The organism is Streptomyces sp. NPDC054956 (assembly GCF_053609185.1).
Map to the genome: position 1 here is coordinate 1 of NZ_JBSGXB010000240.1, position 11,954 is coordinate 11,954.

The 11,954-nt window shown below is 73.4% G+C and carries 11 protein-coding genes; 9 read left to right on the forward strand and 2 right to left on the reverse strand.

The window, feature by feature from the left end:
* Positions 1-139 precede the first annotated feature (139 nt).
* The 5 genes from ACWGDE_RS28730 to ACWGDE_RS28750 all read left to right on the forward strand — a co-directional run bounded on the left by ACWGDE_RS28730 (position 140) and on the right by ACWGDE_RS28750 (position 6,447).
* On the forward strand, positions 140-1,216 hold the full coding sequence (locus ACWGDE_RS28730; RefSeq protein ID WP_453391939.1) for a 5'/3'-nucleotidase SurE: 1,077 nt from the start codon (positions 140-142) through the stop codon (positions 1,214-1,216).
* A 37-nt stretch (positions 1,217-1,253) separates the two neighbouring features.
* Positions 1,254-2,702 carry a carboxylesterase/lipase family protein gene (locus ACWGDE_RS28735; RefSeq protein WP_453391940.1) on the forward strand — a complete coding sequence of 483 codons (1,449 nt, stop codon included), beginning with the start codon at positions 1,254-1,256 and terminating at the stop codon, positions 2,700-2,702.
* Positions 2,703-2,823: 121 nt separating this feature from the next.
* Positions 2,824-4,086: a hypothetical protein gene (locus tag ACWGDE_RS28740; protein WP_453391941.1), complete on the forward strand. Its 1,263-nt coding sequence runs from the start codon at positions 2,824-2,826 to the stop codon at positions 4,084-4,086.
* On the forward strand, positions 4,083-5,675 hold the full coding sequence (locus tag ACWGDE_RS28745; RefSeq protein ID WP_453391942.1) for a substrate-binding domain-containing protein: 1,593 nt from the start codon (positions 4,083-4,085) through the stop codon (positions 5,673-5,675). Before ACWGDE_RS28740 ends, ACWGDE_RS28745 begins: the two co-directional genes overlap by 4 nt.
* On the forward strand, positions 5,659-6,447 hold the full coding sequence (locus ACWGDE_RS28750) for a hypothetical protein (protein ID WP_453391943.1): 789 nt from the start codon (positions 5,659-5,661) through the stop codon (positions 6,445-6,447). Before ACWGDE_RS28745 ends, ACWGDE_RS28750 begins: the two co-directional genes overlap by 17 nt.
* 68 nt (positions 6,448-6,515) lie before the next feature.
* Here ACWGDE_RS28750 and ACWGDE_RS28755 read toward each other — a convergent pair whose 3' ends face one another.
* Positions 6,516-6,875: a nuclear transport factor 2 family protein gene (locus tag ACWGDE_RS28755; protein WP_453391944.1), complete on the reverse strand. Its 360-nt coding sequence runs from the start codon at positions 6,873-6,875 to the stop codon at positions 6,516-6,518.
* Between the two features lie 264 nt (positions 6,876-7,139).
* On the opposite strand from ACWGDE_RS28755, the gene panD reads away from it, so the two are divergent.
* The 3 genes from panD to ACWGDE_RS28770 are packed head-to-tail and all read left to right on the forward strand — an operon-like array spanning position 7,140 to position 8,551.
* Complete coding sequence (gene panD, locus ACWGDE_RS28760) at positions 7,140-7,559, forward strand: aspartate 1-decarboxylase (protein WP_073772810.1); 420 nt, start codon at positions 7,140-7,142, stop codon at positions 7,557-7,559.
* Positions 7,560-7,574: 15 nt separating this feature from the next.
* On the forward strand, positions 7,575-7,928 hold the full coding sequence (locus ACWGDE_RS28765; RefSeq protein WP_453391945.1) for a GNAT family N-acetyltransferase: 354 nt from the start codon (positions 7,575-7,577) through the stop codon (positions 7,926-7,928).
* Entirely contained in the window at positions 7,922-8,551 is a 630-nt protein-coding gene (locus tag ACWGDE_RS28770) for an aspartate/glutamate racemase family protein (RefSeq protein WP_453391946.1), read from the forward strand. The genes ACWGDE_RS28765 and ACWGDE_RS28770 overlap by 7 nt, the downstream gene beginning before the upstream one ends.
* 242 nt (positions 8,552-8,793) lie before the next feature.
* Here ACWGDE_RS28770 and gndA read toward each other — a convergent pair whose 3' ends face one another.
* The gene (gndA, locus tag ACWGDE_RS28775; protein ID WP_453391947.1) at positions 8,794-10,239 is read right to left on the reverse strand and encodes an NADP-dependent phosphogluconate dehydrogenase; all 1,446 of its coding nucleotides are present in this window, start codon (positions 10,237-10,239) and stop codon (positions 8,794-8,796) included.
* Positions 10,240-10,423: 184 nt separating this feature from the next.
* Between gndA and ACWGDE_RS28780 the strand changes: the two genes are divergently transcribed.
* Positions 10,424-11,767: a transglycosylase family protein gene (locus tag ACWGDE_RS28780; protein ID WP_453391948.1), complete on the forward strand. Its 1,344-nt coding sequence runs from the start codon at positions 10,424-10,426 to the stop codon at positions 11,765-11,767.
* Positions 11,768-11,954 lie beyond the last annotated feature (187 nt).

Here is an 11,954-nt window from a genome sequence, read left to right on the forward strand (position 1 = left end):
GGGCGCGGCCGCGGTCCCGACGGGACCGCGAAGCCGGGCGGCGCGACCTGACCAGCGCCGCCCGGCGTACCCCTCCCACCACTGCGACCGGCAGGGTTGACCGCGTCCGGCCGCAGCACCGACCGAAGGGACACCGCTCATGTCCTCCACCCGCCGCGGACTCACCGCCGCCGCTGCCACCGGGGCCGTACTGCTCGCCGCCTCGGGCGTGACCGCGTACGCCCTGCCCGGACCCGGGACGCCCGCCCCGGGCGCCCGGCCCCTCGCCGGTCTGCGCGTCCTGATCTCCAACGACGACTCCATGCAGGCGGCCAGGAAGAGCAACGCCGACGGGCTCGGCCTGTACGAGCTGCGCCGCGCGATGTGCGCGGCCGGCGCCGACGTGGTCGTCGTCGCCCCGTGGCAGGTCCAGTCCGGGAAGGGCACCGCCGTCACCAACGGAGGCGTCCTCACCGCGCAGCGCCGTACCGCGCTCCCCGCCGGGTACGAGAACGACTGCGCGGGCGCGCCTTCCAAGGGCGCGGTCCTCGGCGTCTGCCTCTCCGACGGACCCTGCGGCCCGGACACCCCGAGCGCCACCCCCGCCGACACCGTCAAACTCGCCCTGCGCGGCGGCCTGAAGGCCAGGACCGGCTGGGACCGCGCCCCCGACCTCGTGCTCACCGGGATCAACTCCGGCCCCAACGTCAGCGGACAGGTCAACGACTCCGGCACGGTCGGAGCCGCCGTCGCCGCGATCGACGAGGGAGTCCCGGCCATCGCCTTCTCCTCCGCCGGCGACGAGACCAACACCTTCTTCCCCCGGGAGAACTACCGCGCCAACGCCGCGTTCGGTGCCCGCCTCGTCGCCGGTCTGAAGGAACGGTCCCTGCTCACCTCCGAGTTCGCGCTCAAGGTCGACTACCCGGACATCGCCTCCGGCCGGCCCGCAGGCCCGCCGCGCTGGACGTCGATCGGGCACGGGAAGGTCGTCTGGCACGCCTACGAGCAGGTGGGCGAGGACTCCTTCGCCATCGGCCTCGGCGTATGCGAGGAGCGGCCCGGCGACGCGTGCGCCGAAACCGTCGCGGACGCCGACTCCTCGGCCCTCTTCCGGGACGGCCGGATCTCCGTGGCGCCGGTGACCTCCGACCGCACGTTCGGGGCGAGGACCCCGCACCCCGAGACCTTGCGGAAGGTCCGCCATTACGTGGAGAACGACGCCCCCCGCCGCTGACCGGCCGCGGCCGCGCCACCCCTGAAGGAGCCCTCCCATGACCGACCCCATGACCGACCCCATGACCGCCCCCATGACCGACTCCGTGACCGAGCCGGTGACCGGGCCCGCCCCCGTGACCGCCCCCGTGACCGACGGCCCGCTCGTCCGCACCGGCCGCGGGCCCGTGCGCGGCGAGCGCCGCGCCGACGGCAGCCTCCGCTTCCTCGGCATCCCGTACGCCCGGCCCCCGGTCGGCGAGCTCCGCTTCGCCGCCCCCGTGCCGCCCGAGCCCTGGACCGAGCCGCTGGACGCCACCGCGTACGGGCCGACGGCCCAGCGCCGCCCGTTCGCCGAGGTCACGACCATCCCCGAACCGTCCATCCCCGGCGAGGGGGTCCTGAACCTCAACGTCTTCACCCCGGACCCGAACGGTCCCGCCTCCGCCGAACCCCTTCCCGTCCTCGTGTGGATCCACGGCGGCGGGTACGTGGCGGGCTCGGCCGCCAGCCCCTGGTACGACGGGTCCGCCTTCAACCGGGACGGCGTGATCCTGGTGTCCATCGGCTACCGGCTGGGCGTCGAGGGCTTCCTGCACCTGGAGGACGCACCCGACAACCGGGGAGTACGGGACTGGATCGCGGCCCTGGAGTGGGTCCGCGACAACATCGCGGCCTTCGGCGGAGACCCGGGCCGGGTCACGATCGCCGGACAGTCGGCGGGCGGCGGCGCCGTCCAGACGCTGCTGGCCGTGCCCGCCGCCCGGGGCCTGTTCCGCGCGGCGATCTCGGTCTCCGGAGCGGTCATGGACCCCCAGGACAGGGAGCCGGCCGAGGCGGTGTCGGCGCTCTTCGCCGCCCGCGCCGGAGTCCCGGCCACCGCGGCCGCACTGAGCGGCCTGACGGACGAGGAACTCCTCGACCTCCAGGACCGGTTGGACGGGCCGGGCCAGGGCCGGGAGGAGCTCCCGATGGTGGTCCTCGCGCCCTTCGCGGACGGCGAGCTCGTCCCGGAGCCGGTGCCGCGGGCGCTCACCGCCGGCGGGGCGGGCGCGGACGTGCCGCTGATGATCGGCTTCACCGCGCACGAGTTCCACATGGCCGATCCCCCCGAGCTGGGCCGGGCCCTCACGGACGAGCTCTTCCGAGCCCCCGCCCTGGCCCTGGCCGAGGCCCGGGCGCACGCCGGCCGCCCCACCTGGCTCTACCAGTTCGAGTGGACCGCCACCGCCCCCGGCTACGAGGGCCTGGCGCACCACTGCGCCGACCTCCCCTTCGCCTTCGACCTCCTGGACGCGCCCGGAGTCACCGAGGCCCTGGGCGACAGCCCGCCCCAGCCCCTCGCCGACGCCCTCCACTCCTCCTGGGTCCGCTTCACCAAGGACCTCGACCCGGGCCCGTCGTGGCCGCGCTACACCCCCGGCACCCGCGCGACGCGCATCTGGTCCGAGCACCCCCACACCGCGCACGACCCCCTCAAGGAGGTGCGGGAGGCCCCGGCCGAGTGAGCGCGGCGGCCCGAAGGGCCGTTCGATCGTTCACGCGAATTCTCGGCGAACTGCGTATCGGGTACCCGGTCGCGCGGGTACGCTCCCGGCGGTGCGGGGGAGAAGTACCGAGGGGGGGAGCGTGTCGGTGGGCGGGGAGTTACGGGTCGTCGAGGAACCGCGCCTGGTCGTCGGGCGGCCGGTGTCCTCGCGGTGGCCCAGACGCAGGCTCTCGACCGTTCTGGCGCCCGCGCTGGCGGTCGTGCTGATCGGTGGCGCGCTGCTCGCCGAGTCGGGGAACGCGGCCCTGCCGGCCGAGCGCATCGTCACCCTGGAGGGCCGGATGGCCTCCAAACGGGACTACTTCGAGGACCCCGAGGTCCAGCGCATCCTCCTGCGGCACCACATACGGCTGCACATCACCAGCGCCGGATCGCGGGAGGTCGCCGTCCGCGACCTGTCCGGGTACGACTTCGTCTTCCCCTCCGGCCAGCCCGCGGGCGATCTGATCACGAACCGGCTCGCCGCGGAGAACAAGTACGCCAAGGTGCACCGCCCCTTCGTCACCCCGATCGTGCTCGCCACCTACCGGGAGTACGCCGAGACGCTGCGCGACGCCGGGATCGCCACTCCGCAGCCCGGCGCCGCCGCCGGCGCCGACCCCGGCCAACCGCTCTACTACGTCCTGGACATGGGCACCTTCCTCTCCCGCATCGCCGATGGGAAGCGCTGGAACGAACTGGGCGTCCAGCGGCACGGGATCGCGAACGCCAACCGGATCGTGGTCCAGTCCCCGGACGTCTGCGAGTCCAACTCGGCGGGCACCTACCTGGCGTTGGTCTCCTACACCCGGCGCGGTGACGGCGCCGACGTCCCCTCGACCGACCAGGAGGCCGACGCCCGCGCCGACGCCATCGCACCCCTCATGGAGCAGGGGCTGCCGGCGTCCGACGTGTTCCGCACGTACATCTCCCCGGAGGGCAAGGGGATCGCCCCGCTCGTCGTGGCGTACGAGCACCAGTACCTCACCTACCAGGCGCAGTTCCGGGCCGAGTCGAAGCGGCTGGACACGCAGCGGGTGCTGCTCTACCCCTCCACCCAGTTCGTCACCCAGCCGGAGTTCATCGCGCTGAACCGGGACGGCGACCGGCTCGGTGAACTGCTCACCCACGACCCCGGGTTGCGGCGCCGCGCGATGGAACTGGGCTTCCGCATCCTCGACCCGGCGGGCAAGGTGGCGGGCGACCAGCTCACCCGGTTCCTGGAGGAACGCCACATCCCCGTGCCCTCGGTGGCCGGCGACGACACCCGCTCGCCGATGCCCCGCATCCGCTACCTGGAGCGGATGATCTCCCGGATCGGCGACTGCCCGACCGCCGAGGCGGCGGGCGGGCCGCCCGGGTGAGCGGCCGCGGCCGGACCACCGGACTGCTCGCGCTGTGCCTGGGGCTCCTCTGGCTGTTCGCGGGCACGGCCTGCACGGCGCGCGGGGACCGGCCGGTCACCCTGCGGGTGCTGGCCGACGCGGAACTCCAGGACATGAAGCCCCTGTTGGACGAGCTCCGGCGCGACACCGGGATCACGCTGGAGATGGACCACCGGGGCACGGACGACGTGATCGGGGCGCTCACGGGCCCCCACCACGGGCACGACCTCGCCTGGCTCTCCTCCGACCGTCCCCTCCAACTGAGGCTGAAGGCCGCCGGAGTCCGCACCGAGAGCCCGCTCGCCACCAGCATCATGCGCTCGCCGGTGGCGATCGGCCTCGAGCGGGCCGCCGCGGACCGGCTGCGGCTGCGTACGCCCGACGGCCGGATCTCCTGGGCCGACGTGGCCGATGCCGCCGCCGACGGCTCCCTGACCTTCGGGATGGCCGACCCCCGGCACACCGACAGCGGCCTGGCCGCGCTCGTCGGCGTCGCGACGGCCGCCGCGGGGACGGGCTCCGCCCTGCGCCCCGAGGACGTCTCCTGCGAACGGCTCCGGGGGTTCTTCACCGGGCACCTCCTCACCGAGAACTCCCCGGCCGCCCTCGCGGACGGGTTCGTACGGCGCCAGGGCGAACTGGACGCGCTCGTCACCTACGAGTCCGAGCTCCTGGCGCTCAACGCCGGCGGGCGGCTGCGCGAACCGCTGGAGATCGTCCACCCCGAGGACGGCATGGTGCTCGCCGAGTACCCCCTGCTGCTCCTCGACCCGGCGAAGCGGGCCGCGTACGACCGGCTCGTGGCCTGGCTCAAGAGCGGACCGGTCCAGAAGAAGATCATGGAACGGACGCTGCGCCGGCCCGTAGACCCCGCCGTCCCCCGGATCGAATCCCTTCGCCCGCCCATCGGCAACGCCCTGTACTTCCCCGACCGGCAGGAGGTGCTCGACCGGCTGCTCGCCGACTACGCGAAGGCCGAGGACGCGCCGCCGGCGCGGGTGTTCTTCGTCCTCGACTTCTCCCGGTCGATGGCGGGCGAGCGCATCGCCGCGCTCCGCGCCACGTTCGCCGGGCTCAGCGGCGCGGACGACTCCCGGTCGGGCAAGTTCCTCAGGTTCCACCGGGGCGAGTCGTTCACGGTCATCCGCTTCGCCGGCCGGGTACTGGACGAACGCACCATCACCTACCGCACGCAGGCCGATCTGGATCTGCTGCGGCAGGCCGTCGCCTCCGACGAGTTCGCGGAGGACACCGCCGTGTGGTCCGCACTCGACCACGCCTACGGCCGAGCGGCCGAACTGGTACGGGACGTGCCCGGGCAGGGCGCCTCGGTCGTCCTCATGACGGACGGCGAGAACAACGCGGGGACCGGGCTCGACGCCTTCCTCGACCGGTACCGCGCGCTGCCCCCGGCGGCCCGGGCCGTCCACACGTACACCGTTCGCTACGGCGACGCCGACCCCCGGGAACTCGACCGCGCGGCGCGAGCCACCGGCGGCCGGATGGCCGACGCCACCGCCCAGTCACTGCTGAACGCCTTCAAGGAGACCCGTGGCTGTACTGAGTGAGGAGTGGTGGGGCGTCTGGTGGCCCTGGATGCTCCTGTGGCTGCTGACGGCGGGCGGCGTGCTCACGCTCGTGGTGCTCGCCGTGTCCTGGTTCACCGGCGGCGCCCGCTCCGCCGGGCAGAACCTCACCTACAGCATCTGCTTCTACCTGCACGAGAAGTCCGTCATGGACCACTACCAGATGCGCGGGTACGCGGCCGCGCTGCGCCGGGAGGTCGAGCAGCGGACCAGCGACAGCAAGGACGGCACGATCCGGACCAAGGTCTTCGGGGTCGGTGCGGACGCGGGCCGGCGGGAGAACCGCGAGGTCGTCAGCAGGTACCTGGAGGTCGCCGAGCCCATATCGGTGATCGGCCTGGTCATGGACGTGCTGGAGGAGAACGACGTGATCGTCCACGTCGATCTCGTCCACCGGACGGTCCTGCGCAACAAGGCCCTGACGAAGGCGCTCGCCGCCGCCCCCGAGGCCCGGCCGGCCCGCCCCGGCCCGGCGCGCCGGGACATCCGGCTGCGGGACATCGAGGACTTCGTGCTCATCCGGGGCCGGTTCCGCAAGATCGGCGACACCCCGGACGGCACGGTCTTCCTCGCCCCGTACGGAGACCCCGAGGACCCCGCCCGCGGGCCGCGGGTCCGGGTCACCTGCGCCACGGAGGGCCTGCGCAACGAGGTGCCGCGGGGCCCCTTCTCCGCGCGCTGCCTGGGCAAGGTCCAGGACTGGAACGCGGAGGAGGGGGTGCTGGAGGTACAGGCCATGGCGATCTTCCGCTGAACCGTGGTGCCGAGTCGGGCCGGTCCGGGAGTCGTGCCGGTCCGGAGTCGCGCCGTCCCGTCATGCAGTCATGCCGTCTTCGCGTAGCCGTATGCCTCGGTGATCAGGCCGTTCTCGACGCGCATCAGGTTGACGCAGCGGACGTAGTCCTTGTCCCCGGGGCCGAAGACCAGCCGCCAACGGATGACCGCCGTGGGTCCGGTGACGGCGACGTCCTCCACCCGGCAGGTGATGGCGGCATCCCCGGCGAACTCCGTCCAGAAGCGGACGCAGTCCGCCGCGCCCTCGTAGCGGTCGCCGTCGGGGGCCGAGGAAATGCCCTCCATCACGCAGTCCTCGGCCACGAGGGCGCTGAGGCCGGAGGGGTCGTGCTGCTGGAAGACGTGGTTGAAGCGGTCGATGACTTCGGCGGTGGTGAGGGTCGTCATGGTGCTGCCTCCTGCGTACGGCGGGGCGGGCGGTGGGAACGGAACGATCGTCCGCCGCAGCCGGGTTGCCCGACAATTCCCGGCAGGGAATGGGAGGGGAACGGCGCGGTCCCGCACCCCGCCGGGGAACCGGTCCGGGGGGCGCCGCCGAGCAGTCCTGAAGGGCCGGGGGAGAGCTGACCGGACGGGTGAATCGTTGTAGGCTCCGGAGACCGCCCTTGACCTGCGCAGCAGGCAGGGAGCAGACACATCGGGAGTATTCGCATGCTTCGTACCATGTTCAAGTCCAAGATCCACCGGGCCACCGTCACCCAGGCCGACCTGCACTACGTCGGGTCCGTGACCGTCGACGCCGATCTGCTCGACGCGGCCGACCTGCTGCCCGGCGAGCTCGTGCACATCGTGGACATCACCAACGGTGCCCGGCTGGAGACGTACGTCATCGAGGGCGAGCGGGGCTCGGGCGTCATCGGGATCAACGGGGCCGCCGCGCACCTCGTGCACCCCGGCGACCTGGTCATCCTCATCAGCTACGCCCAGGTCGAGGACGCCGAGGCGCGGGTGCTGAAGCCGCGAGTCGTGCACGTCGACGGGGACAATCGCATCATCGAGCTGGGCGCGGACCCGTCCGCCCCGGTTCCGGGAACGGACCAGGAGCGCAGCCCCCACGCGGTGGCTGTCTGAGGGGAGTCGGGGACCATGTCGCAGGCCGAGCCGATCGAGTTCGTCGACGACCGGAAGTCAGGGAGGCTGCTGGCCGTCGAGGACGGGGCGGTGGTGGGTTTCATCGCCTACTTCGTGCTCGCCGAGGCGCCCCACGCCCTCGTGGCGGTCCACACCGTCGTCGAGCCCGGCCACGAGGGCCGCGGGATCGCCGGGAACCTGGTCCAGGCCTTCTACGGGATCGCGGCCGGCGAGGGCGTGCCCGTGGTCCCGCTCTGCCCCTACGCGGCGAGCTGGGCCGCCAAACACCCCGACCGGGCGCCCGAGGCGCCGGCCGAGGTCGTGGCCGCCGCCAAGGCTCAGCTCGACAGCGACTCCGACCTGTGGTGACGCCGCTGACGCTCCTGCACACCTCGCAGGTGCACGTGCCGGTCTTCGAGGCCCTGCGGGACCGCAACCACCCCGGCGCCGCCCTGCGGCACCTGGTGGTCCCGGAACTGCTGGAGCGGGCCCGCGCCGAAGGGCCGGAGGCGGTGGCCCCGGCCCTGCGCGAACTCCTCGCAGGATCGGGCGGGCCCGTCCTGGTCACCTGCTCCTCGATCGGCGGGACCGCGGAGGCCCTGGCCCCGGAGATCGGCGTCCCGGTCCTGCGCGCGGACCGGCCGATGGCGGCCGCCGCGGTGCGCACCGGCCCGCGGATCGTCGTACTGGCCACCGTGGAGTCGACCGTCGCCCCGACCCGGGAGCTGGTGGTCGAGGAGGCCGCCGGCCGTGCGGTGGAGATCCGTACGCACCTGGTGGCCGGGGCCTGGGAGCTCTTCGAGGCGGGTGACGTCGCCGGCAACCACCGGCTCGTCGCCCAGGCCGCCGACGCCGTCACGGACGCGGACGTCATCATCCTGGCCCAGGGCTCGATGGCCGGAGCCACGGAGCTGGTCACGACCTCCGTCCCGGTCCTGACCAGCCAGGCCTCGGGCCTGGCGGCGGGGCTCCGGCTGGTCGGGGCCCCGTAAGGCGTTCCCGTCGCGAGCGCGGGAAAATGGGCCCCATGGTGCGAAAACTCGAAGAGACGCAGCCACCGGTCCCCGGACCCGATCCGACCCCGGAACCCGGCCCGAACCCCTTCCCGGACCCCGACCCCATCCCGCGCCCCGTACCGCCCGAGCCCGTCCCCTTCCCGGAGCCGGACCCGGTGCCGGCGCCGCCAGGACCCGCGCCCGTGCCGCAGCCCGGGCCCTGGAGCTGACCGGCGGAATCAGGCCGTGCGGACCTCGGAACGGTCACCGCTCCACAGGGTGTGGTACGAGCCCTCGCGGTCGGTGCGCCGGTAGGTGTGCGCCCCGAAGAAGTCGCGCTGGCCCTGGGTCAGGGCCGCCGGGAGCCGCTCCGAGCGCAGGGCGTCGTAGTACGCCAGCGAGGCCGCGAAGGCCGGTACCGGAATGCCCTGGCGGACCGCCGCCACCAGCACCTCGCGCCAGCCCTCCTGCGCGGCCCCGATCTCCTCGGCGAAGCCGGCGTCGGCCAGCAGGCTCGGCAGCTCCGGCCGGGCGTCGTACGCGGCGCGGATGCGGTCCAGGAACGCGGCCCGGATGATGCAGCCGCCGCGCCACAGGGAGGCCACGGCCCCCAGGTCCACGCCCCAGCCGTACTCCTCGCTGCCGGCCTGGATCTGGTGGAAGCCCTGCGTGTACGAGACGATCTTCGAGGCGTACAGCGCCTCCTCGACCTGCGCGGCGAAGGCGGCCGCGGCCTCGGGGGAGAGCGGCGCGGCCTTCGGACCGGCCAGGCCGCGGGCGGCCGTACGCAGCTCACCGTGGCCCGAGACCGCCCGGGCGAAGACCGCCTCGGCGATGCCCGACACCGGAACGCCCAGGTCGAGGGCGATCTGCACGGTCCAGCGGCCGGTGCCCTTCTGCTCGGCGGCGTCGGCGACCACGTCCACGTACGGCAGACCGGTCTCGGCGTCCGTGTGGGCGAGCACCTCGGCGGTGATCTCGATCAGGTAGGAGTCCAGCCGGCCCCGGTTCCAGGAGCGGAAGGTCTCGGCGATCTTCGCGGGGGAGTAGCCGGCGACCTCGCGCAGCAGGTGGTAGGCCTCCGCGATGAGCTGCATGTCGGCGTACTCGATGCCGTTGTGGACCATCTTGACGAAGTGGCCGGCGCCGTCGGGGCCCACGTGCGAGGTGCAGGGCGTACCGTCGGCGGCCTTCGCGGAGATCTTCTCCAGCAGCGGGCCGAGCGAGGCGTACGACTCCTCGGAGCCGCCGGGCATGATGCTCGGGCCGAGCAGCGCGCCCTCCTCGCCGCCCGAGATCCCGACGCCCACGAAGTGCAGGCCCTGCTCGCGCAGCTCCTTCTCGCGGCGGCGGGTGTCCTCGAAGTGGGCGTTGCCGCCGTCGATGATGACGTCGCCCGGCTCCAGCAGCGGAGCGAACTCGCGGATCACGGCGTCGGTCGGCTCGCCGGCCTTCACCATGATGATCAGACGGCGCGGGCGCTCCAGCGCGTCCACGAACTCCTTCGCGGACTCGGCGGCCACGAAGGTGCCCTCGTGCCCGAACTCCTCCACCAGTGCCGTGGTCTTGGCGGCGGTGCGGTTGTGGACGGCCACGGTGAATCCGTTGCGCGCGAAGTTCCGGGCGAGGTTGCTGCCCATCACCGCGAGACCGGTGACGCCGATCTGGGCCGTGCTGCTGCTCATGGGGTGCGCTCCTGAGTGCTTCGGGGGTGCCAGGACACCGACGCTACATCGGCGGAGATCCTTATCGCCTCCCGGTCTTTGGCGTGTAATCAACTTCCCCTCGAGCGGCTCTTGTTGTGGGCCTTGTCATGCTCTGGTCGCGGCGTTAAGTTGTGCGGTTCCTGACGTCTTCAGTGGGGGACCCATGGGTGTACGGGGCCGGCACCGCCGGTATCAGCCGAGCAGCATCAACCGGGCCTCGCTCGTGGTCACCGCCGGCGGCGCGGGGATCGCGCTCCCCCTGATCGGCGCCGGAGCCGCGCACGCGGCCACGGTGGACACCTGGGACAAGGTCGCCACCTGCGAGTCCACGAACAACTGGCACATCAACACCGGCAACGGCTACTACGGCGGGCTCCAGTTCAGCCAGAGCACCTGGCGCTCCTTCGGCGGCACCGCGTACGCCGCCCGCGCGGACCTGGCGACCAAGGAACAGCAGATCGCGGTCGCGGAGAAGGTGCTGAAGGGGCAGGGCCCCCAGGCCTGGCCGGCCTGCGGGAAGAAGGCCGGACTCAGCCGCAGCGGACCGGCCCCGGCCGTCGCCGCGCAGGCCAAGGCCGCCACCCCGGTCCAGCAGACGCAGACGCGGGCACCGCTCCAGGAGAAGAAGGCGGCCGCGCCGCAGAGCGCCCCGCCGAAGACCGCGCCCAGGCCGACCGGGACCTCGGTCCTGCCCAACCCCTATGTCGTCGCGCCCGGGGACTCGCTCTCGGCGATCGCCACCGAACAGCACGTCGAGGGCGGCTGGCAGGCGCTGTACGAGACCAACCGGGCCACCGTGGGCGGCGATCCGGACCTCATCTTCCCGGGACAGCGGCTCACCCTGCGCGTGACCACCGCGCCGGCGGCGCCGTCCGCGCCTCCCGCCCAGAACCCGGAGAAGCCGCCGCGCACGGCGGAACCCGTCCAGCCCGTGGCCCCGGCGGAGGAGAAGCCGGCGGAGAAACCGGCCGAGAAGCCCGCCGAAAAGCCCGCCGGAAAGCCCGCTGAGAAACCGGCCGAGAAACCGGCCGAGAAACCGGCGGAGAAGCCCGCCGAAAAGCCTGCGGCGCAGCCCGTCTCGGCGCGGGAGGAGTCTCCCTCTGCCGGGTTCTCCGCGCCCGTCGACGCCCGTCTCGGCACCGCCTACCGCGTCGCCGGTTCCTCCTGGTCCAGCGGCTACCACACCGGCGTCGACTTCCCGGTGGCCACCGGCACCACCGTCAAGGCCGCCGCGACCGGCGAGGTCGTCTCAGCGGGATGGGCCGGTGCGTACGGCTATCAGGTCGTCATCCGGCACTCCGACGGACGGTACTCCCAGTACGCGCACCTGTCGGCGCTCGCCGTCAAGGCCGGTCAGCAGGTCTCCGGCGGGCAGCGCATCGGCCGCTCCGGCTCGACCGGCAACACGACCGGACCGCACCTGCACTTCGAGGTGCGCACGGGACCCGGCTACGGCACCGACATCGACCCGCTGAAGTACCTGCGCGCCCACGGCGTCGACATCTGACTCCGCGTCCGCGTCCGGGGCGGAAGCCGGAGCCGAGCCCCGGGCCGCGGCCGAAGCCCGGGGCGAAGCGGGAGCCTGGGCCTGCGCCGGAGCCGGGGGCCGCGCCGGAGCCGTCGCGGGGTCCGCCGGTACGGGGGCCTGGGCCGGCTGGGGCGCGACGGTGAGCAGGACGAGCCCGGTCCCCGCC